Source organism: Corynebacterium sp. HMSC074A09, assembly GCF_001811545.1.
Classification (GTDB): Bacteria; Actinomycetota; Actinomycetes; order Mycobacteriales; family Mycobacteriaceae; genus Corynebacterium; species Corynebacterium hiratae.
In genome coordinates, this window is the sequence record NZ_KV805171.1 from 106,739 (window position 1) to 128,922 (window position 22,184).

Here is a 22,184-nt window from a genome sequence, read left to right on the forward strand (position 1 = left end):
CAATGGCCCAGACGAGCAATGGCGCTCTTTGCGCTCATCGTCATTGTGGTTTACGCCCTTATCTTCCTAACCGGCGATAAATCGCCGACTCCCAAGCTCGGCATTGATTTGCAGGGCGGTACGCGAGTAACCCTCGTTCCGCAGGGCGAAGACCCCACCCAGGATCAGCTGCAGCAGGCACGCAACATCCTGGAGCAGCGTGTCAACGGTATGGGCGTCTCCGGCTCTGAGGTCGTTATCAGCGGCTCTAGCCTGGTCATTACGGTGCCGGGCGAAGACGCTTCCCAGGCGCAGGCTGTAGGCCAAACCTCGCAGCTGCTGTTCCGCCCAGTGGGTGAGCAGCCGATGCCGGACTTGGACAAGCTTGAAAAGACCATGACGGATATGGCGAACCGCTGGGTCAAGTACGGCGTCGTGGCACCGGAGCAGGCGAATGACGCACTGGCCTCTATCCACGACGCGCTCAACCAGAGCGCTGATGCCGCCCAGGGTGAGGATAAGAAGGAAGAAAACAAGGACGCGAAGAAGTCTCCGGCCCCGACCGTGAGCGAAAAGCCGCTTCCGGAACCGGCAAACTCTCTGGAAGAAACTGAACGTCGCGATCAGGTTAACGAGGTTCTCCTCAAGGACCGTCAGTCCGAGGACCCCACCGTTCAAACCGCGGCCCTGGGCCTGATGCGGTGCGATGCTGATTCCGATCCGCTGGCCGGCACCGACGATCCGGCAAAGCCGCTCGTGGCGTGTGACTACTCGAATCAGCAGCCCTATATCCTGATGCCGGCTCCGCTGCTGGACGGCATCGAGGATCCACACGGTACCCGCCTGACCGGTAACGAAATCGATACCCAATCCCCAATTCAGGGCGGTCTCAACGGCCAAACCGGCCAGATGGAGATCAGCTTCGCGTTCAAGACTGGCGACGGCCCCAACGGCTCTCAGACGTGGTCTACCCTGACCCAGGAGTACCTGCAGAAGCAGGTGGCCATCACTCTTGACTCGGCCGTTATTTCCGCACCGGTTATCCAGGGCGCGACTCCGGTGGGTTCTGCCACTTCCATTACGGGTGATTTCACGCAGGAAGAAGCCCAGAACTTGGCCAACAACCTGCGCTACGGTGCGCTCCCGTTGTCCTTTACGGGCGCTAACGGCGAGCCGGGCGGAACGGTGGAAACCGTGCCTCCGTCACTGGGTAAGGCGGCTCTTGAGGCAGCGCTTATTGCGGGTATCGTCGGCCTGATTCTGGTCTCCCTGTATTCCATGTACTACTTCCGCGCACTGTCCGCTGTGGCCTTGCTGGTGCTCATCGCCACCTGTGTCCTGCTCTATGGCGCTCTGGTTCTGCTGGGCCGCTGGATTGGCTACTCGCTGGACCTGTCCGGTATGGCGGGCTTGGTCATCGGTATCGGCGCCACGGCTGACTCGTTCGTGGTCTACTACGAGCGTATGAAGGATGAGCTCTTGGGCGGCCGCACATTCCGCTCCGCCACCCGCACGGGTTGGGAACGCTCCCGTGCAACGATCGTCACGGGTAAGGCCGTTACCCTGATCGGTTCCGTCGTGGTCTACTTCCTGTCCATCGGTGCGGTCAAGGGATTTGCCTTCACCATGGGACTGACCACGATCTTCGACCTCGTCGTATCCTTCCTGATCATGGCACCGCTCATGCAGCTCCTCGGCAGCCGCCCGGCCTTCGCTAAACCTTCGATGAATGGCCTTGGTGGCATCTACAACCTTGTGGAGGAGCGCCGTGAACGCGGCTTTTATGCCAAACCGGCCAAGAACCCCGTTGCTACCGCTGCGGATGAGGAGAAGTAAACATGGCTGTCGAAACCACTAACCGCAAGATTTCCCGCTTTGACCGTCTCTACGTGGACGGCAGCGGATTCGACTTCGTGGGCCGGGCCAAAACCTGGTACACCATCGCCGGCGTGCTGCTCATCGCGTCCATTTTGGCCATTGCGCTCCGCGGCTTTAACTTGTCCCTTGACTTTGAAGGCGGTACGAAGCTCAACATGCCGGCGGGAGACCTCAGCACCGAGCAGGTAGAGGAAACCTTCAAGGATGCCACCGGTGTCACACCGGAGCTGGTGCAGATTGTGGGCGCCGGTTCCTCGGAGACATTGGAAATCACCTCCGAGCGCCTGTCCCAGGATCAGGTGAATCGGGCACGCCAGGCCATCTTCGAAGAGTTCCACGTCAAGGATGAAAACGGCAAGCCCAGCCCGGACGCGATCGGTTCCTCGACGGTATCGGAATCGTGGGGTGCCTCGATTACCAAGCGAATGGTCATCGCCATGGCGGTCTTCCTGGTGCTCGCCACTATCTACGTGGCGGTTCGCCTGCAGCGTGATATGGCCTTTGCCGCTATCCTCGCCCTTATCTTTGACGGTGTTTTCATCTCTGGTATCTACGCCCTCTTTGGAATTGAGGTTTCACCGGCGGTCATTATCGGCCTGCTGACTGTGCTTACTTTCTCCCTCTACGACTCCGTCATTGTCTTTGACAAGGTAGATGAAAATACGAGTGGGCTGGAGGGCCAGCGTAAGAAGACCTATGCCGATCTCACCAACCTGGCCATCAACCAGACCGTGATGCGTTCTATCTCTACCTCGGTCATTTCCGCGCTGCCGATTATCGCCTTGTTCGTCGTCGCTGTGTGGTTGATGGGTATCGGTACCCTGCGCGATCTGGCTCTGGTCCAGTTCATCGGCGTTATCGAAGGCGTCTTTTCTTCCATCTTCCTCGCAACGACGCTGCTGGTGACATTGTCGAACCAGCGCAAGAGCGTCAAGAAGCATAACGCTGAGGTCGCCGCTTATCGGGCGGAAGGCGGGGACGCAGACGACGCCGACGATGATTCACCGAAGCCTGCGCGCACTGTGGTATCCCCGGCAGCAGTTTCCCCATCCACGGCCTCCGAGCCCGCAACGAAGCCGCGCGGCGAGGAGTCCGGTGGCGCGTCCTGGCGTCCTGGGCGCTAAATCGTGCGCGCCTCATCAGTTGCGGCACTGCTCGCTGTTGCTCTTACCGTTTCTGCGTGTGGAGCGAAGGAGGACAGGGCAGGCAAGGATGTCCCGCCGCCGCGCTTCGCAGTACTGAGCGACGCCCGCATCGCCACCAGCAATGCGGCTTCTGACTGGGGCGAAGCTGCGGGCGCCGCGCAGCTTGCCAGCCGCGTGTTCCCTGCGTTGTACGTGCCAGGCCCGGCTGGGCAGATGGTTCCGAACTCGGATCTGGCAGATGCTGAGTACGTTCCGGCCGAGAGCGAGGGCGTCGGCGCTCGTGTGGACTTCACGCTCACGGAGCAGGCACGCTTTGCCGACGGAGAACCTGTCACATGTGATGACTACCTTTTGGCGTATATCGCCGGGCAGTTGAGCGAGACCTTTGGCTCCCACCTCCCGTTGGCGGAAGACATAGCCGAGATGGAGTGTGCACCGCATAGTAAGAAGTTCACCGTCTGGTTTAACCCAGATGCTGGTTCGCGCTGGCGCTACCTGTTTGGGCCGGGCACGGTGGTGCCCGCCCACGCGTTAGCTAAGCGAGCAGAGCTCAGCATGGAGGAGCTCAACGCGGCGCTTCACGCCTACGACGTGACGACCTTGCAGCCTGTGGCGGAGGCGTGGCGCGAGGGGTTTTCTACCGAACCAGGCCGTTTCGATCCCGAGCTACAGATTTCCTTTGGTCCTTACAGCATTGATCGCGTCGAGGACGACGGCGCCATCGTACTCACCGCCAACGACAACTACTACGGCGACAAGCCGTCGCTGAAGGAGATCGTCATGCTGCCGAACACGGCGGATGCGGCTGCATTTGTGGCCTCGGACGAGTTGCGCGTGGCCGAGTCACCTACCGCGGCACCGTCGTGGCTGAATCGGGACGCAGAAGGAAAACCGGTCGACGTTAACTCCGTTGCGGGAGGCATGACCGATACTTTGGTTTTCTCCGAAGCCGGCACCTTCGCGCAGCCGTGGGCACGCGCCGCTTTCGCTGCCTGCGTCGATGCACAACGCATGGCAGAAGTTTCCGCAAAGGAATCCGGCGTGGAGGTACCCGCCGTCTCCGTGCGGACAGTGAGCACCAGTGATTCGGTGGCATCACAAATGGCGTCGCTCACCACAGTCCCTGTAGACACCGCCACTGCTTCCGGCCTCGCTGGCTATACGGTCGGCGTCGGATACCTGGCACCTAACCCGCGCTATAAAGCGATGGTGGAGGAGCTACGCGCAGCCTGCGAACCAGCCGGGATTACGGTGGAGGATCGTTCGGGGGATCGTGTATCCCGTGCCCAACTGGACGCCGACCCCTCGACGGGGTTGCCGGAGATCGACGTCTACCTTGGAGCCGTCGACCCGATGCGGGAGTATTCCGCGCCCGCTGCCAGTGTGAAGAACGCTGCGGCTTTACGCACACTGGAACAAGAGCTTTGGGAGGAGCTGCCGTCTATTCCCATTGCCGCGCAGCCCCGAACCTTCATCGTTGATCGCGCTGTGACTGGCGTGGTGCCCTACACTGGCCCTGCGGGTATCGGGTGGAATCTCGACCGCTGGGGCTATACCCGAAATGAAGCAACCGAAACAAAGGAAGAGTCGTGAGCGAGATTTACGTCGCAGCAGCACAAGCCCTGAAAGACAAGGTGCGCCTTGTCCCGGATTTCCCGGAGGAAGGAATCCTTTTCGAGGACCTGACTCCGGTGTTGGCCGATGCTGAATCCTTCGCCGCCGTTGTCGATGGCTTGGCTGAGGCGTGCAAGGAGCTCGGTGCTGACATGATCGGCGGCCTCGATGCGCGCGGATTCCTGCTGGGTTCAGCCGTAGCGTACAAGTTGGGGGTAGGTATTTTGGCCATTCGCAAGAAAGGCAAGCTGCCGCCACCGGTGCTGACCCAGGAGTACGAGCTGGAATACGGTACCGCCGCGCTGGAAATCCCTAACAGCGGCATCGACATCAAGGGCAAGCGCATTGTGCTTGTCGACGACGTCCTCGCCACCGGCGGCACTCTCCACGGCGCCACCTTGCTCCTGGAGTCCGCAGGAGCAGAGGTCGTGGGCAATGTCGTGGTTCTGGAGGTTCAGGGACTGGAGGGCCGCGAGCGCCTGGAAGGTTCTCCGCTGATTGTGCTCAACCAGATGGGGACAAAGGACTAAGGTTGTATGCCTAAGCTACTTCGCGGAGGCAGACATGACGACTGAAAAGCAGGACAAGACTGCATGGCGGCCAGGCGGCGTCCGCGGCATGTCCGCCCGCCTGGCTCGTTCGCTGACGGGCGGCAGAGTAAAGATCAATCCGGCGCTCGACCCGCTGATGTCCATTCACCGGGAATTTCATCCGAAGGCCGACGCGGAACTACTCAATAACGCCTACACCACGGCACAGCGTCTGCACGAAGGCGTTTTCCGCAAGTCCGGTGAGCCATACATCACGCACCCGCTGGCGGTAGCCACCATCGCCGCGGAGATAGGTATGGACACCACGACCGTCGCAGCAGCGTTGCTGCATGACACGGTGGAGGATACCGACTACTCGCTCGAGGATCTGACTCGTGATTTTGGTCCTGAGGTGGCCCGACTCGTCGATGGTGTTACGAAGCTCGACAAGGTTGCACTCGGCGCCGCTGCGGAAGCGGAAACGATCCGCAAGATGATTGTGGCAATGGCTACTGATCCGCGCGTGTTGGTTATCAAGGTGTGCGACCGTCTCCACAACATGCGCACGATGCGCTTCCTCCCGCCGGAAAAGCAGGCTAAGAAGGCACGCCAGACTCTCGACGTCATCGCGCCGCTGGCTCACCGCCTCGGAATGGCCAGCGTCAAATGGGAGCTTGAGGATTTGGCCTTTGCCATCCTGTACCCGAAGAAGTATGACGAAATCGTACGCATGGTGGCCGACCGTGCGCCCTCGCGCGATCGAGCGCTCAAAGAGATCAAGGCTCAGGTTAGCCAGGCGCTGAAGGCCAACGGCATCGAGGCTGAGGTGATGGGCCGCCCGAAGCATTACTGGTCGATTTACCAGAAGATGATCGTGCGCGGCCGTGACTTTGCGGAAATCTTCGATCTTGTGGGCATCCGTATTCTTGTCGATGACATCAACTCCTGCTACGCAGCCATCGGCGTGGTGCACTCGCTGTACCAGGCTCTTCCAGGGCGCTTTAAGGATTACATTTCTTCGCCGCGCTTCGGCGTGTACCAGTCCTTGCACACCACCGTGATTGCGGCCGGTGGCTCCACTCTTGAAGTGCAAGTGCGCACGCACGAGATGCACTACAACGCTGAGTTCGGCGTGGCGGCGCATTGGCGCTACAAGGAAACTAAGGGCAAGAATTCCGGCCACCAGGAAGAAGTCGACCAGATGGCGTGGATGCGCCAGCTGCTGGATTGGCAAAAGGAAGCAGCAGATCCCAACGAGTTCCTCGACTCCTTGCGCTATGACCTGACCGCCAAGCAGATCTTTGCGTTTACCCCGAAGGGCGACGTGGTTAACCTGCCTGCCGGTTCCACCCCCGTTGACTTTGCCTACGCTGTGCACACCGAGGTGGGGCACAGGTGTATCGGCGCCAAGGTCAATGGCAAACTCGTGGCCCTAGAGTCTGAACTCAAGTCCGGCGACAAGGTGGAAATTTTCACTTCGAAGGATCCGAACGCAGGACCGTCGCGGGATTGGCAGGAGTTCTTGGTGTCGCCCCGGGCGAAGACGAAGGTGCGGCAGTGGTTTGCCAAAGAGCGCCGTGAGGAGCATCTTGAAGCCGGGCGCGATGCCCTGGCCGCTGAGGTTCAGCGCGGTGGTTTGCCCATGCACCGCTTGTTCACCGCCAGCTCGATGAAGCAGGTGGCCGAGCAGCTGCACTATCCCGACGTGGATGCGTTGTACACCGCTATCGGCGCGGGCCACGTATCGGCGCAGCACGTTGCTAATCAGCTCATGGCTCTCTTTGGGGATCAAGATGACGCTGTCGATGCCTTGGCTTCGCGCACCCCGCTGAGTGAGCTGGAGAACTCCCGCGCGCAGCATACGAAGGATTCCGCATCCGGCACCGGCATTCTGGTGGAGGGAAGCCCAGACGTCATGGCCAAGTTGGCGAAGTGCTGCCAGCCCGTGCCAGGAGACGCCATCTTTGGCTTCGTTACCCGCGGCGGTGGGGTGTCTGTGCACCGTGCTGACTGCACCAACGCTGAAAAGCTGAAGTCCGAGCCGGAGCGCATGATGCAGGTGGAGTGGGCCGGTGGGCCGAAGTCTTCCGGCGCTTTCTCTGCGACACTGCAACTTGAGGCCATCGACCGCCAGGGCCTGCTCTTTGAGCTGACTCGTATCTTCAGCGAGCAGAGCCTCAACGTTTTGTCGATGACGTCCAACCGCGGCGATGACCACATTGCGACCGTGCGCTTTACCTTCTCGGTGTCCGATACCAAGCAGCTGGGGCAGCTCATGACGACGCTGCGCAACACCGAGGGCGTCTTCGACGTCTACCGCGTCACCGCCTAGGCGAACTGAAGCCCACGGCTAAACCACCGCCCCCTCAACCGGGGGTGTGTGGTTGAACACTGGGTTGCGCTGGGATGAAAACGGGGAAGACGCTAAGTAAACGTGCAGGTGGAGGCGTTAGCGAGCCCTGCGCAACCGTGATGGATGCGTTATAAACGCGTGGACAAGATTCCTCTCATCTTCAGGAGTACCACGTGAATTTCCGCCGCTTTGGCCAGCTGTTGGCCGCCACCACCGTTACCGCCGTTGCCGTCTCCGGCGCACCTGCCTTCGCCGCTGAGGCCGACCAGGTGACCATCTCCGTCACCAACTTCACCGACTTCCACGGCCACCTTGAGCTGGCCGAAAACTTTGATAAGGAAACCGAGGAACTGGTTGGTTACTCCGAGATGGGTGCTGCTCGCATGGCTGCGCTCATCAAGGCCGTCAACAAGGACCAGGAGTACGCCTTGACCTCCTCCGGTGATAACGTTGGCGGTTCCGCTTTCGTGTCTGCGATTTCTGAGGACAAGTACACCAACGAGGCCCTCAATGCTATGAATCTCGATGTCACGGCCGTGGGCAACCACGAGTTCGACAAGGGCGATAAGGATCTTATGGGCCGTATCAAGGACCAGTCCAACTTCCCGATCCTGGGCGCCAACGTCACCAAGGATGGCAAGCCCTTGCTCGATGCTTCCTTCGTCAAGGAGGTAGACGGCGTGAAGGTGGGCTTCGTTGGTACCGTCACTGAGAACACCAAGTACAAGGTGTCTGCTGCGTCCATCCCGGGCGTCGAGTTCTCCGACCCGGTCGAGGCCACCAATAAGGAAGCCAGCCGACTGAAGGAATCCGGCGAGGCCGAGGTTGTTGTGGCGCTCATGCACGAGGATGCTCAGCAGTTCGCTGAGGGCTTCAACAAGGATGTGGACATCCTCTTTGGCGGTGATACTCACGTCAAGACCCAGGGCGAGGTTGCCCGTGAGGGCGCATTGCCGCTGTACTGGGCACAGGGCTACGAGTACGGCAAGGTGCTTAACGACGCCGACATCACCTTCGACAAGGCCGAGAAGAAGATCACCAAGATTGATCTCAAGCAGTACGACGTGGCCGACGCAGAGGTCTTCGCCCAGCTGCAGGGCCTCGAAGACGACCCCGAGGTAGCTAAGGTCGTCGAGGAAGCAAAGAAAGTAGCGGAGATTGAGGGTGCCAAGACTGCTGGTACCACCGAGAAGGCCATGTACCGCGGCTCCGATGAGGGCAAGGACACCGGTTCCAACCGCGGTGTGGAGTCCACCCTTAACAACTTCATTGCGGAAGGTCAGCGCTACGCTCTAGCCAAGCCGGCGGGCAAGGACATCGAAATTGGCGTCATGAACGCGGGCGGTGTGCGCGCCGACCTCAAGGAAGGTGACGTTACATACCAGGACATCTTTGCTGTTCAGCCTTTCGGAAACTCCGTGATTACCGCTGAGGTCAGCGGAGCTGACTTCATCACCGCACTGGAAAACCAGTGGAAGCCTGGCCAGTCCCGCCCACGTCTGGCTCTAGGCCTGTCCAACAATGTCACCGTTGTCTACGACCAGAAGGCTGAGCAAGGCAAGCGTGTTAAGTCCGTCACCATTAACGGTGAACCGATTGACCCGAACAAGAATTACAGCATTGCTCTGTCCTCCTTCCTCGCATCCAGCGATACGGAAGCAGGCGGCGATGGCTTCTTCGAGCCCGGTTCCATCAAGAACCGCAATGACGTTGGCCACATGGACACCCAGGCGATGATTGACTACATTGCGTCCGGAGAGTCCAAGGTCCGCACCGGCCAGGGTCAGATCGGTGCTCACATTGAGGGGGACCTGAAGCCGGGCAGCGAGATTACCATTGACCTGTCTTCCCTGAACTACTCCAACGCTGAGGAGCCGCAGGCTAAGAAGGTCACCGTTGCACTGGGTGACGCTAAGGCTGAGGCAGGCATTGATAACGCAGCACAGCCGGGTGATGAGCAGTTTGGCGAGCGTGGCCGCGCAACCGTCAAGCTCACCATCCCGGAGGGCCTAGAGGGCGAGCAGAAGCTGTCCATCACCACGGATGCTGGTACTAAGGCTGTCCTGCCTATCACCCTTGAGGGCGCGGGTAACGACGAGGACCCGAAGGACCCAGAGAACCCGAAGGATCCGAAGGATAACGGCTCCAACAAGGATGTAGCGTCCTCCGTTGGCCTGGGCGTGGGGATCACCGTAGCGATTGCCGCTGCCATTGCCGCTGTGATTGGCGCTATTAACCTGCCGGCAGGCGCGCTACCGGCTCCGGTACAGCAGATGATTGAGCAGTTGCGCAAGCAGTTCAACATCTAGTCAGTCTCGTTCCTAAAGCCCGCACTGAGGTGCGGGCTTTTCGCATGCGGAAGGTATGGTGGGAAGCTGTGGATACACTGAGGCTATTTGGACGCGAGGCAATGTATCAGCTCGGCATCGAGCCTCACCGCATCCCGGTGGTGATGTTCGCAACGCTGGGCATCTACTTGGCTTTCATGCTCTTGGTCAAGCTTTTCGGTAGTCGGGTGCTGACGTCTATCACGGCCTCAGATGCTGTCATCATCATTATGTTTGGTGCGGTTTCGGGACGCGTCATCGTAGGCAACCCGCCCACGCTTGCCGCCGGCATCATCGGACTGTTTACGCTCATGTTGTTGGAGGCCGCTTTCGGCACCTTCAGACAGCTGGTGAGGTGGTCGAGGTTCATTGACCGAAAACCGGTCCTTTTGGTGTACAAGGGGGAACTGCAAGAGGACAACATGCATTTTGCGCACATCACCGAGAGGGATATCAATTCCGCTGTGCGCAAGGCGGGGCTCGGACGGCGTAGCGACGTCCAGCTTATGATTCTGGAACCGACTGGTCAGATTTCGGTCATCCGCCGTGGCCAGCTTGTCGACGCTTCAGTGTTTAAGGATATCCTCGGCGCCGAGCGCATCGAAGAAGTCGAAGAAGACTCGCAAAAGGATAGCGAATAGATTCTCGCCAGCTGTTAGACCTGCTAACCACTGTGAGGGTTGGAGTCCTGAAGGACGTGCCGAGATACCTTTCTCCATTCCACACGAGAGCGCGAGCCTCATGGGGTGGGGACCAGACTGCCCTACGTGACGAAAACATAGCCCGATCCCCGGGGCGGGAGGGAAAACTTTGGCAACTAAGGCAGCACGTCCAGGGCAGCAGTGTCTAGGGCAGTAACGGTCAAACGGGGGATGGCCAGCCCGCAAAACAAAAAATCTCCTCCGGCGCGTTGAACGCGGGAGGAGACTTACGTGCTTGTGGCTTAGTTGCCAGCGAGCTTGTCGCCGAGACGCAATGCGTCATCCATGGCGCCGATGATGGAGGTGATAACCTTGATCCACTCGCGGATCTCCTTCGGGCTGACGTTGCCCTCATCGTCGGAGGAGAGAGCGAAGAAAGCAGCGGAGGAGCTATCGTTCTCGACCGGAGCAGCGGAAGCAACAGCGGTGCCGGAGAAGGTGATGGTTGCAGCGGTAGCAACGGCAACGAGGGACTTACGGGAGAAGAACTTCATGGTGGAGTGTCCTAATCTTTGGAGAGGGTGGAAAGAGAAACCGAATTACTTCGCGTTAGGAGCGAAGTTCTTCTGGTAGAAGGCGAAGACGGTGCCCAGAGCGCCGATGATGGCGGTGAAGACTGCGATCCAGTCGCGGATCTCAGACGGCTTCATGTCGGTGATGGAGGAACCCTCAGAGTCGTTGGAGGAGGAAGAAGAGGACTCCTCTTCCTTCTCCTTGTCGTTCTCGGACTCGGAGTTGTCGGTCTCCTTGTTGTTGTCCGTGGTGGTCTCGGAGTCTGCGGACTCGTTGGTTACGACTGCGGTGTCCTCAGCGGTGTCCTCAGCGGAAGCAACGGACACGCCGGACAGGGAAACGGTTGCAGCGGTAGCGGCAGCAACAAGGGCCTTACGGGAGAAGAACTTCATTCTCGTTCCTTAAGATCTCGGGAATTTCAAAGACCTCACAGATGCTACTGAGACATTGTGCGATTTGCAAGAGATTTGGCAATTAGTTGGTGAGTCTGTGTATCTGCTGGCCGCCGTATGTGAGCTGCGGATATTAAACAGGGGTGCCTGTGGTGGGTGAGTGGTTTGCCAAATGAACTGCTCAAGGCTAAGAAATTCTTAGTACCGGGCGGGGTGGGGCGGAGTGGTAAAGAAATAGCCCCGCTCGCTGAACGCGAGTGGGGCTAGTCACCGTAAAGGGGGTAAAACTTATCCCTCGATGGTTGCCTTGGTGATGCGCACCTCTTCGGCGGGCTCTCCGTCAGACTGTCCATCCTTGACGCCCTTAGCAGCGATAGCGTCGATGGTCTTCTGACCCTTCTCCGTCAAATCACCAAAGTAGGTGTAGGAGGGAGGAAGCGTCGAGTCCTTGTAGTTAATGAAGAACTGCGAACCGTTGGTATCTTTGCCGGCGTTGGCCATCGCGATGGAGCCCTTCGGGTACAGGGCAGGCTGTGCCTTGGCGGCATCGTCAGACTCATCGGTGGGGTACTCGTTGGCAAACTGGAAGCCTGGTCCACCGGCGCCCTGGCCGGTCGGGTCGCCACACTGCAGAACGAAGATGCCGCCATCGGTCATGCGGTGGCACACGGTGTCGTCATAGTACTTGGCCGAAATCATGTCCGTGATTGCGTTGACGGTACACGGAGCTAGGGAGCGGTCGAGGGTCATCTCGATGTCGCCCTGCTTGGTGGCGAAGTTGACGGTCACCTCACCCTTGGCTGGAATGTCCTTGCCGTTAGGCGTAGGCACCTCACGGGAGGCGTCACCTGCTTCTGGGTATTCACACGTTACGGTGTCACCCAGCGGTGTGGCACGCTTGCCGATCAAAGGCTCGGCGGTGGGGGCTTCGGTTGTGGTCTCCGCGGCCGAGCTCTCCTCGGCCTGAATCTCCTCTTCCTCCGACGAGCGGGTAGCCAAGAACCAGATTCCGCCGACGAGGGCAATAATGACGACGGCTGCCATCACAACAACGCCAAGTGGGCGGCTCTTCTGTTTACGGTCGCGGGACTTCAGCTCGCGATCGAGCTGGTTGAGCGCATCATCCAAGCGCTGGCTGTTAGTAGACACCTATGTTTCCTCCACAGTGGTGGTTCACAACTTTCGACTCACCTATCCTAACCGCACCGTCCTACATCATGGCGCGACGCCCCGCGCGTCAGTACGCTTGGGTGCCATGGCTACAACGAATTTTCAGAATGAACCCGTCGAAACCAACGCCGAGCTGCCCAAGGTTGGTGAGGTCCTGCCGGACTTCACCCTTGTCGGTACCGATCTGGCAGAGCTGACCAAGGCAGACTTCGCCGGCAAGCGCCTCGTCGTTTCATGCTTCCCATCCGTCGACACTGGTGTGTGCGCGGCGCAGCTGCGCAAGTTCAACGAGGAGGCGGCTGGACTGGAGAACACTGTTGTTCTGTCTGTCTCTCGTGACCTGCCGTTCGCACAGGAGCGTTTCTGCGCAGCTGAGGGCATTGAGAATGTCGTCAGCGCCTCTGACTTCCGCTCTGACTTCGCGGATAAGCTGGGCCTCGTGCTAGAGGGGTCCCCACTCAAGGGCCTGTTCGCCCGCGCGGTCATCGTCACCGACGAGGACCACAAGGTGACCTACACCGAGCTGGTTCCGGAGGTCACGACTGAGCCGGACTACGACGCAGCTTTGGCATCGCTCAAGTAATGCCCGCTCCCGAAATCTACGGTTTCGCCGCCGGGCCTTATAAAACCAACACTTATGTGGTGGCTAACGGATCCCGGGCGTTCATCGTGGACCCAGGGATGCACACGCGCGAGAAGCTTGAGCAGCTCGCGCGTGAGAAGTCCTTGGAGTTTGAGGCCGTCGTGCTCACCCACGGCCACATTGACCACACGCGCGATGCCGCCGAGTTCGACCTACCGGTCTACATCCACCCAGATGACGCGTTTATGCTTGTGGATGGCTCCGGTGTGTCCCCCGAATCGCAGATGCTCTTTGCTGCCGCCTCCATGAAGCAGGTGGCGGACCGTCGCGACTTGATCGGCGGAGAAACGTTGAATCTGGTTGGCCTTGAGTTCAAGCTGCTCCATGCACCAGGTCACTCGCCCGGATGCGTCATTCTCGTGGCTGAGGAGGTTGCCCTGACGGGCGACGTGCTGTTTAAGGGTTCCATCGGGCGCACCGACTTGCCGCACTCCGACCACGCCGCGATGCAGCGTTCCTTGCGCGGCCCGGTGTGGGGCCTCGATGACTCCCTTGCTATCTTGCCGGGCCATGGCCCGACCACGACTATGCGTCGTGAACGCGCGACTAATCCGTTTCTACGCGCAGCGGGGGATGTACTCTAAAGGGCGTGAGTGATAAGAAGCAGTTCAAAGCCCTGTCCGCGCCCAAAGGTGTGCCGGACTACGTCCCGCCGCAATCGGTCATCTTTGCCAAGGTGCGCGAGACCTTCGTGCATCAGGCACACCTGTCCGGCTTCCAACACATCGAACTCCCGATCTTCGAGGACACCTCGTTGTTCGCCCGCGGAGTGGGGGAGTCCACGGACGTCGTGTCCAAGGAAATGTACACCTTTGCCGATCGCGGCGATCGTTCCGTGACATTGCGCCCAGAAGGCACCGCTGGTGTCATGCGCGCGGTCATTGAACACAACCTCGACCGCGGCCAACTGCCGGTCAAGCTGAACTACTATGGTCCTTTCTTCCGCTACGAGCGCCCGCAGGCTGGCCGCTATCGCCAGCTGCAGCAGGTCGGCGTCGAGGCTATCGGAGTAGACGATCCGGCGCTGGATGCAGAGATCATTGCCTTGGCGGATCGCTCCTACCGCAGCCTAGGCCTGAGCCAATTCCGCCTTGAGCTGACCAGCTTGGGTGACCACGACTGCCGCCCGGCCTACCGCGAGAAGCTGCAGGAGTTCCTGTTCAAGCTCGATTTGGATGAGGAAACCAAGGCCCGCGCCGAGCTCAATCCCCTGCGCGTGCTCGATGACAAGCGCCCGGAGGTCCAGGAGCAGCTTGTAGACGCCCCCCTAATGCTCGACCACCTCAACGCCGAGTGCCGCGAGCACTTCGAGACGGTCACCGGCCTGCTCGATGACATGGGCGTGTCCTACACCATCAACCCGCGCATGGTCCGCGGCCTCGACTATTACACGAAGACCTGTTTCGAATTCGTCCACGATGGTCTAGGCGCACAGTCCGGCATTGGTGGCGGCGGCCGTTATGACGGCCTCATGGCCCAGCTCGGCGGGCAGGAGCTGTCCGGCATCGGCTATGGCCTCGGCGTGGACCGCACGGTTTTGGCCCTGGAAGCCGAGGGCGTGGAGCTCGACGGCGTCGAAGAACGCGTGGCCGTCTATGGCGTTGCTTTGGGCGCTGCAGCAAAGAAGAAAATGGTCAGCATCATTAATGACTTGCGCAAGGCCGGTATTTCCGCGGACATGTCCTTCGGTGACCGCGGCCTCAAGGGTGCAATGAAGGGCGCTGACCGCGCTAACGCGCGTTTCGCTCTGGTCCTCGGTGACCAGGAGCTAGAGGCCGGCACCGTGGCGCTCAAGGATCTGCGCGCGCACGAGCAGCACGACGTCCCCGTGGGGGACGTCGTCAAGCAGCTTCGTCAGCTGGTTTAGCACTCCACCTGGGAGACGGTGAAGCCCATCGTCTTCGCTAGGCCACCGAGCGAGGTCTCCTTGTACTTGGAGAGCATGTCGCGCCCCGTTTCGGCCATCGTGCGCACCGCGTTATCGAGGGTAACGTGGTGTGTTCCCTCGCCCATGCGGGCTAGGCGTGCGGCGTTGATGGACTTGACGGCACCGATGGCGTTGCGCTCGATGCAGGGAATCTGCACGAGGCCCCCGACTGGGTCGCAGGTCAAGCCGAGGTTGTGCTCAAGCGCGATCTCGGCAGCATTCTCTACCTGCTCTGGAGTCGCCCCAAGCAGTTCGGCCATGCCGGCCGCCGCCATAGAGGAGGCGGAGCCTACCTCACCCTGGCAGCCCACCTCGGCGCCAGAAATGGAGGCATTGGACTTAATGATGATGCCAACTGCACCCGCGGTCAGCAGGTAGCGGCGGGCATCGGCGCGCGTAAAGTCCGCCATGAAGTCGCGGGCATAATGGAGCACTGCCGGGATGATGCCACAGGCGCCATTCGTCGGCGCCGTGATGACGCGGCCGCCGGCGGCATTCTGCTCGTTGACGGCGAGCGCGTAGAGGTTTACCCACTCCATCGCGGAAAAGCCACAGGACTCGTCGTCCTGCTTGGCCAACAACTGTTGGTACATCTGCGGCGCACGGCGGTTGACGCGGAGGCCACCAGGCAAGATTCCCTTGGTGGAGATTCCCTCGGTCACGCATTCGCGCATAATGTCCCACACAAGGTCGAGGTGCTGGTAGACGTAGTCGAGACCGCCCTCGTCGCGGTGAAGCACAGCCTCGTTCGCCGCAACGATCTCCCAAATGGCCATGTCATTGGCAGCGCAGAGGTGAAGCAGGTGCTCGCCTGACTGGAACTCATAGGGGACAACGTCCTCGGCGGTGGCTGCTGCGACGCCAGCGGGGACTCCGCTTTCCGTCTGCAGCTGGGCATCAAACTCCTCGCGGGACAGGATGAACCCGCCACCGACGGAGAAATACTCCGCGTTCTCGGCGAGGATGGAGCCGTCTTCGTCCCAGGCAGTGAAAATGAGGCAGTTCGGGTGCTCGGGCACCGGCTCGTTGTTGAATTCGATGCTGTATTCCACCTCGCCTGCCGGGCCGCTGATGCTGCCCTCGGTAGGGATGAAGGCATCGGCGCGTGGCTCAGCATCGAGCGGAACGGAGAGCGGATCCCAACCGGCGAGGCCTAGAATGACGGCCCGGTCCGTAGCGTGTCCACGGCCGGTAGCGGACAAAGAGCCACGCAGTTCGATGTGGACCTTTGCCGGGTGTTGCTCAAGGGTCTCGAGGAAGGCCTTAGCAGCACGCATCGGGCCCACGGTGTGGGAGGAGGAGGGACCGATACCGATCGAGAAGATGTCGGTCACGCTAATTGTCATGGGGGGTTAAACCTCCTTAGAAGCGTTAGATAAGTTACGCCTTACGATAGTACCGAGCGCCCCCAGTAGTTGCTTAGCCCGGTTGGCCGTCGTGGCGGGACAGGAGTTCGCGGAATCCCCCTGAGCCCGAATCAGGTGCCTTCCCGGTAGAACCCTGGTGCGTGTTGCGCGGTTCGCCGAGAGAGCCGGCAAGGCCAGCTACGCGGTCGAGCGGGCGCACCATGAGGTCTGCGAGCTCGCCCGTGGCGCGCTCGATGCGCTTTTCATTGCGCGCGCCCTCAGCAGTGCCAAAGTCTTCCGTGGCCTGGAAGATCCCGGTGGGGACCACCGTGGCATGCAGGTAATTGAGTAGTGGGCGCAGGGCATAATCCAACACTAGGGCGTGACGGCTGGAGCCGCCCGTGGCCGCGATGAGGGTAGGAAGCCCCTCCAAGGAATGCGGCTCCAAGGTGTCGAAGAACATCTTGAACAGTCCCGAGTAACTGCCCTGGAACACGGGACTGACCGCGATGAGGCCGTCGGCATCCAGCACCGCGGACTGAGCCGCGTTAAGGCGGGGCGTGGGCGAAACCCAGTTCGTCATTGCTTCAGCTAGCTCGCTCGCGAGGTCCCGGAGCTCCACGACGGTGATGTCGGTGCCTTCGCCCCGCGCGGTGACGTGGGCGGAGGTGGCGGCCGAGAGGGCGTCGGCAAGCGCGCGCGTCGAGGACGGCGATGACAACCCGGCCGTAACGACAACGAGTGACCGCATCTACTTCTCCTCTCCAGGGTTGACCAACGCGTGTGGTTCATAACTACCGAGCGTGGCGTGCGTTGGCGGGTCAGAAGGTACATGATCTGGGCGGCGCTCCTCAAAGCGCCGGCGCAGCTCAGGGACGACCTGCGTACCCAGAATCTCAATCTGCGCTAGCACCACCTCTTGCGGAAGGCCGGCATGATCGATAAGGAAGAGCTGGCGCTGATAGTCGCCCACCCAGTCGGCGAACTGCAGGGTTCGTTCTACGACCTGCTCCACCGTGCCTACCGTCAGTGGGGTTTGTGCGGTGAATTCTTCTAAGGAAGGGCCGTGGCCGTAGACCGGGGCGTTGTCGAAGTAGGGGCGGAAGAAATCCTTCGCCTCCTGCTCGGTAGACCCGATGAAGACATGCCCGCCGAGGCCCACGATGGCCTGATCCCCGCGACCATGACCGTAGGATTCGTAGCGGTTGCGGTAGAGGCTCACCATCTTCGCGGTGTGTTCCTTGTTCCAGAAGATGTTGTTGTGGAAGAAACCATCGCCGTAATAGGCCGCCTGTTCGGCAATCTGTGGGGAACGGATAGAGCCGTGCCAGACGAAGGGCGGGATACCGTCGAGCGGCGCCGGTGTGGCGGTGAATCCCTGTAGCGGGGTGCGGAATTTTCCTTGCCAGGTCACGACCGGTTCGCGCCACAGGCGGCGCAACAGGTGGTAGTTCTCCACCGCCAGAGGGATACCTTCGCGGATATCTTTGCCAAACCACGGGTAAACCGGACCGGTGTTACCGCGGCCCAACATGAGATCGATGCGCCCGTCAGCCAGGTGCTGGAGAAAAGCGTAGTCCTCTGCAAGCCGGACGGGGTCGTTGGTGGTGATCAGCGTGGTGGCAGTGGAGAGGTGCAGGTTCTTCGTCTGCGCCGCGATGTAGGCCAGATGGGTGGTGGGTGCGGACGGGACGAAGGGTGGGTTGTGGTGCTCGCCGGTGGCGAAGACGTCGAGGCCCACCTCCTCTGCCTTGAGGGCGATCTCTGTCATAGCGCGGATGCGCTCAGCCTCGGTGGGGGTGCGACCGGTGGTGGGATCTTGCGTGACGTCACCGATGCTAAAGACTCCAAATTGCATGCCATACTCCTCTCCGTGACATGTCAACAAAGTGTAGCCGGGTAATTATTCCCACTCAAGGGCATCGACCAAGACAGCGAGATCCGCTGGCGTTGCGATAGCGAGCGGGCGCTGCGAAGGCTTGCCGTGCTCGGTAAGGAGAACAGCACTAGGATGCGTGCCGTCCGCCGCGGGTTCGGTGAGGGCATCGATGACCTCTTGCGCACTGGCGGTGCGGGGGAGGAACTCGGCCCTGTCCTTCTTCTCTGCAAACTCTAGAACGGCGCTAATCGACGCCGCGTTGATCACGCCATCGTCTCCCAAATCTGCTGCGACCCAGCGGGCGATGACATTGGTCGTGAGGAGGGCTTGGTAAGCGCCGGAATCGTAAATCGGGATCTGCGAATAACCGGTCCTATTAATGAGCCGGAGGGCGTCCATGATCGGGGTATCGGGGCCAAGGGTGGTGACCTCACGGTCGGCGAGTAAGGACTGCGCCGTGGGCGGATCGGTGAGAAGCCGCTGCAAGTTTTCTAACTGCGCTAGCACTTGTGGGTGCGGGGTGGCGATGGGTTCGCCGTCGAAATAGCGGCCGTGGGCGATGGCGTTGCGCAGATTACCTAAGTCCTTGAGCTGCTCTGCCTGGCGCTTGCTAAGCAGGTGTTTGTCGTGTGCGCGGTCGACAATCCACCAGAAGGAATCGGAGTTCTTGGCTCCGACGGCCTGGCGGAGAAACTGCTCAATGTCGTTGAAGGCGGAAAAGAATCTGGCCAGGGAGTTATCGCTCATGGAGCCCCAGTGTACGGGGGCTCTGAAACCCGGTGGTTGCTGGAGGGAAGAGAAAACAAAGACGCCGCGAGTATCCCAAGGTGGCGGGAGACTCGCGGCGGCTGGGTGCGACGCTTTGTGCGTGTGCTGTGTTGAGACTAGAACACGACGCGCAGGATGGAGACCGTCACGGCAGCGATGGCAGCGGCGGCTGGAAGGGTGATGACCCATGCGAGGGCGATGGGCTTCATTAGGTTCCAGTTAGCAGCGCGGTTGACGATGCCGACGCCAAGGACAGCACCGATGAGGATGTGCGTCGAGGAAACCGGGAGGCCTAGGAGGGAGGCTGCCATGACAACGGCAGCGGCAGCCAGCTCAGCGGCGAAACCGGAGGAGGGGTGCATCTGGGTCAGGCCGGAACCGACGGTCTGGATAACGAAGCGGCCGATGAACCACAGGCCAGAAACGAGGGCAATGCCCATAGCCACCATGACCGGCAGCGGGACGGTGACTTCGTCAGAAATCCGGTTGGTCTGCAGGACATCGAAGACGGCGGCGAAGGGGCCGATGGCGTTGGCGATGTCGTTCGAGCCGTGCGAGAACGCGAAGGCGGAGGCGGTGAAGACCTGCATCCAAGAGAAGAGGAGGAAGGTGGAGCGGGACAGGGACTTCTTCTTCAGAGAGCGGGCGAAGATGAAGACGGCCATCCAGACCACGGCACCTACCATGCCCATGACAAGGAGGTTCTCAAGTGTGGAGAAGTCAACGCCGGTGTTCTTGAGGCCCTTGAAGAGCATCATCGCGGAGATGATAACAGCGCCCAATGCTGCCAGCAGCGGGACCCAGTTCTCTAGTGCGCGGTGCGCGTTGACGTCCTCGAGATCCTTGTTGAGGTTGTGCAAATCTCGGTAGTAGTCGGACTCGAGCGCCTCTGGATCGTAATCATCTTCCGCGGTGAGGGCGGCATCACGGGCCATGGCGTTGGTGTAGGAAATCTGCTGCAGCTCGTTCATGCGCTCGAAGCGGGTCTTGTGCTCCTTGCGCAGCTCAGCGCGGCGAACCTTGATGTCGCGCAGACGCTCGTCTGCGGCGTCGTTGTAGACGAGGATGGAAGCCTTAATCCACCTAAACAGAAGGTAAGCGGCAACACCGCCAAGAACTGGTGAAAGTACCCAGGAGAAAGCAATGGTGCCAATGCCGCCCCACTGCACCATGTCCATTCCGCCCTTGCCGGTGACGAAGCCGACGGTCAGCGCGGCGCCGACGATACCGCCGACGATGGAGTGGGTCGTAGAAACCGGCCAGCCCATGCGGGTAGCGACGAGCAGCCAGATGGCAGCGCCGAGCAGCGACGCCATCATGATGTAGACGAACTCCATGGGGTCGAGCCCGTCAATGGCGTCGAGGTCCACAATGCCGGAGCGGACGGTGTCGGTAACCTCGCCGCCGGCGAGGATCGCGCCGGATACCTCAAAAACCGCCGCAACAGCGAGGGCCTGCTTCATAGAGAGGGTTCCCGCACCCACGGAGGTACCGAAAGAGTTGGCGACGTCATTGCCACCAATGTTGAAGGCCATGAATACGGCGAAGATGATCGCGGTAACAAGGACGATCTTGTTAGCGCCCTCAGCAACCTCTCCGTTGCCCCAAATGATGAAGAGGACAAGAGTAACAGCGGTGATGGCGCCGAAGAACAAGTGCCAAATCCAGTCCTTGTTCTTACCATTCATCGTTTCGAGATCAGGCATCGTCGGCGTGGCGGTGCTCAAAACGTCGTTCCTTTCATGAAGAGAACGCTGCGTGATGAGGAAGCGCGGGCTGCCGCGGGCAAGGTAAAAGCGTCAATAATGATGGGGATTAACGTACCTGCTGCGGTGCAGGTGATGACATCACGCACAGTTCTTTTATGTTTTTAAAGACAGAGCGGATCCCACCACGAACCGGCGGGAACTTGATCAGGGTAAAGCATCAAGATTGCCGGCAGGTAAACACCTCATGTATTTGAATTTAATCTGCACATTTTGTGGCACATTTGGGGGTGGTGTGGCCTTTCGGTGGACACACCAACATTTTTGACGCTCGGTATTAAGACTTATATACGCCTCGACCCAAAGTGTCGCACTGCTCCATCTTTCCGCTGTTATATCCGGCGAGGAAGGATTGTGCCCGGTCCTCAGAGGAGCCGTGTGTCCAGGTATCGGGGCGTACCTCGCCGCCAGAGCGGCGCTGGATGTTGTCGTCGCCCACGGCGCGGGCAGTGTTGACGGCGTCGGTGACCTGCTGTTCGGTGATCGTTTCGAGCAAAGCATCCTCACCCTTGTCGGCGTAGTGTGCCCACAGTCCGGCATAGCAATCCGCTTGCAGCTCAATCTTCACTGCGTTGGAGTCCTCGCCGGGTTCGTTGTAATTGGACAAGCTGAGTGTGCCCTCTAGCTTCTGAATGTGGTGGCCAAATTCGTGGGCGACGATATACATCTGTGCCAGAGGTGCATTATCCCCACCGAAGTTGCGGAGCTGATCGAAGAACGCGGTGTCGAAATAGGCGGACTCATCGGCCGGGCAGTAGAACGGCCCGGTGGCGCCGGAGGCTTGGCCACAGCCGGACATGGTGGTGTTGTTAAAGATGACGCGGCCGGGTTCGACGTACTCGATGCCTGCCTGATCCGGCAGCTGCTGGGCCCAGACCTTGTCGACGGACTGGGCGGCGAACATGACGCGGCAGTCGTCGTACTTATTGCCGTCCTCGGCAGTTTGGCAGTGTGCGAAGGCATCCTCTCCGCTTTCCTCTGGGCCGACCTGGGTTTGGTCGGGCTGGGGGCTGCTTTCGGTGATGTCACCAAGATCGCCGCCAAGCAAGAGATAGAGGCCAATGAGGAGGAGGGAGCCGATGCCGCCGCCGGTAGCGATCATGCCGCCGCGGCCCCCGCCGCCGGAGCTTGCTCGCTTGCCATCAAAGTTGGCGCCAGATTTGAAAGTCATGGTCCAGATTTTGCCATATGCGGGCGGTGATGTGCGTGTGATGAGGGGAGCTGCGTCAAGCGGGGGTACCAGTGCTCGACGT

The 22,184-nt window shown here is 60.3% G+C and carries 19 protein-coding genes; 10 read left to right on the forward strand and 9 right to left on the reverse strand.

Annotated elements, in window-relative coordinates; translation table 11 throughout:
- Positions 1-18 precede the first annotated feature (18 nt).
- The 7 genes from secD to HMPREF2807_RS12010 all read left to right on the forward strand — a co-directional run bounded on the left by secD (position 19) and on the right by HMPREF2807_RS12010 (position 10,467).
- Entirely contained in the window at positions 19-1,815 is a 1,797-nt protein-coding gene (secD, locus tag HMPREF2807_RS11980) for a protein translocase subunit SecD (RefSeq protein ID WP_198531326.1), read from the forward strand.
- A 2-nt stretch (positions 1,816-1,817) separates the two neighbouring features.
- The gene (gene secF / locus HMPREF2807_RS11985; RefSeq protein WP_046648147.1) at positions 1,818-2,981 is read left to right on the forward strand and encodes a protein translocase subunit SecF; all 1,164 of its coding nucleotides are present in this window, start codon (positions 1,818-1,820) and stop codon (positions 2,979-2,981) included.
- Between the two features lie 3 nt (positions 2,982-2,984).
- A complete protein-coding gene (locus tag HMPREF2807_RS11990; RefSeq protein ID WP_080975073.1) occupies positions 2,985-4,595 on the forward strand; it encodes an ABC transporter substrate-binding protein in 1,611 nt (536 codons plus the stop codon).
- Positions 4,592-5,146: an adenine phosphoribosyltransferase gene (locus tag HMPREF2807_RS11995; protein WP_046648146.1), complete on the forward strand. Its 555-nt coding sequence runs from the start codon at positions 4,592-4,594 to the stop codon at positions 5,144-5,146. Before HMPREF2807_RS11990 ends, HMPREF2807_RS11995 begins: the two co-directional genes overlap by 4 nt.
- Positions 5,147-5,180: 34 nt before the next feature.
- On the forward strand, positions 5,181-7,478 hold the full coding sequence (locus HMPREF2807_RS12000; RefSeq protein WP_049154885.1) for a RelA/SpoT family protein: 2,298 nt from the start codon (positions 5,181-5,183) through the stop codon (positions 7,476-7,478).
- Positions 7,479-7,672: 194 nt separating this feature from the next.
- Positions 7,673-9,808, forward strand: a complete 2,136-nt coding sequence (locus tag HMPREF2807_RS12005) for a bifunctional metallophosphatase/5'-nucleotidase (protein WP_049154883.1) — start codon at positions 7,673-7,675, stop codon at positions 9,806-9,808.
- 101 nt (positions 9,809-9,909) lie between these two features.
- Positions 9,910-10,467: a DUF421 domain-containing protein gene (locus tag HMPREF2807_RS12010; protein WP_180963910.1), complete on the forward strand. Its 558-nt coding sequence runs from the start codon at positions 9,910-9,912 to the stop codon at positions 10,465-10,467.
- Between the two features lie 302 nt (positions 10,468-10,769).
- Here HMPREF2807_RS12010 and HMPREF2807_RS12015 read toward each other — a convergent pair whose 3' ends face one another.
- The 3 genes from HMPREF2807_RS12015 to HMPREF2807_RS12025 all read right to left on the reverse strand — a co-directional run bounded on the left by HMPREF2807_RS12015 (position 10,770) and on the right by HMPREF2807_RS12025 (position 12,581).
- Complete coding sequence (locus HMPREF2807_RS12015) at positions 10,770-11,021, reverse strand: hypothetical protein (protein ID WP_046648585.1); 252 nt, start codon at positions 11,019-11,021, stop codon at positions 10,770-10,772.
- Between the two features lie 45 nt (positions 11,022-11,066).
- Positions 11,067-11,432, reverse strand: coding sequence for a hypothetical protein (locus tag HMPREF2807_RS12020; protein ID WP_070513215.1), 366 nt, complete (start codon positions 11,430-11,432; stop codon positions 11,067-11,069).
- Between the two features lie 288 nt (positions 11,433-11,720).
- Positions 11,721-12,581 (reverse strand): peptidylprolyl isomerase, encoded by an 861-nt coding sequence (locus HMPREF2807_RS12025; protein WP_070513218.1) that lies wholly within the window; start codon positions 12,579-12,581, stop codon positions 11,721-11,723.
- A gap of 106 nt (positions 12,582-12,687) precedes the next feature.
- Here HMPREF2807_RS12025 and tpx point away from each other — a divergent pair, with 106 nt between their 5' ends.
- The 3 genes from tpx to hisS are packed head-to-tail and all read left to right on the forward strand — an operon-like array spanning position 12,688 to position 15,112.
- Positions 12,688-13,185, forward strand: coding sequence for a thiol peroxidase (gene tpx / locus HMPREF2807_RS12030; protein ID WP_070513221.1), 498 nt, complete (start codon positions 12,688-12,690; stop codon positions 13,183-13,185).
- Positions 13,185-13,829: an MBL fold metallo-hydrolase gene (locus HMPREF2807_RS12035; protein ID WP_070513224.1), complete on the forward strand. Its 645-nt coding sequence runs from the start codon at positions 13,185-13,187 to the stop codon at positions 13,827-13,829. Before tpx ends, HMPREF2807_RS12035 begins: the two co-directional genes overlap by 1 nt.
- 5 nt (positions 13,830-13,834) lie before the next feature.
- Positions 13,835-15,112 (forward strand): histidine--tRNA ligase, encoded by a 1,278-nt coding sequence (gene hisS, locus HMPREF2807_RS12040; protein ID WP_070513227.1) that lies wholly within the window; start codon positions 13,835-13,837, stop codon positions 15,110-15,112.
- On the opposite strand, the gene HMPREF2807_RS12045 is transcribed toward hisS, so the two are convergent.
- The 6 genes from HMPREF2807_RS12045 to HMPREF2807_RS12070 all read right to left on the reverse strand — a co-directional run bounded on the left by HMPREF2807_RS12045 (position 15,109) and on the right by HMPREF2807_RS12070 (position 22,102).
- A complete protein-coding gene (locus HMPREF2807_RS12045) occupies positions 15,109-16,518 on the reverse strand; it encodes an L-serine ammonia-lyase (protein WP_070513231.1) in 1,410 nt (469 codons plus the stop codon). The two genes, hisS and HMPREF2807_RS12045, sit on opposite strands and share 4 nt — an antisense overlap.
- A gap of 73 nt (positions 16,519-16,591) precedes the next feature.
- Entirely contained in the window at positions 16,592-17,269 is a 678-nt protein-coding gene (locus HMPREF2807_RS12050; RefSeq protein WP_049154570.1) for an FMN reductase, read from the reverse strand.
- The gene (locus HMPREF2807_RS12055) at positions 17,270-18,376 is read right to left on the reverse strand and encodes an LLM class flavin-dependent oxidoreductase (protein WP_070513234.1); all 1,107 of its coding nucleotides are present in this window, start codon (positions 18,374-18,376) and stop codon (positions 17,270-17,272) included. It abuts the gene before it with no gap.
- A 45-nt stretch (positions 18,377-18,421) separates the two neighbouring features.
- Positions 18,422-19,144, reverse strand: coding sequence for a CBS domain-containing protein (locus HMPREF2807_RS12060; RefSeq protein ID WP_070513237.1), 723 nt, complete (start codon positions 19,142-19,144; stop codon positions 18,422-18,424).
- Between the two features lie 137 nt (positions 19,145-19,281).
- A complete protein-coding gene (locus tag HMPREF2807_RS12065) occupies positions 19,282-20,871 on the reverse strand; it encodes an inorganic phosphate transporter (protein WP_198525934.1) in 1,590 nt (529 codons plus the stop codon).
- A 337-nt stretch (positions 20,872-21,208) separates the two neighbouring features.
- Positions 21,209-22,102, reverse strand: coding sequence for a KPN_02809 family neutral zinc metallopeptidase (locus HMPREF2807_RS12070; protein WP_049154573.1), 894 nt, complete (start codon positions 22,100-22,102; stop codon positions 21,209-21,211).
- Between the last annotated feature and the right edge of the window lie 82 nt (positions 22,103-22,184).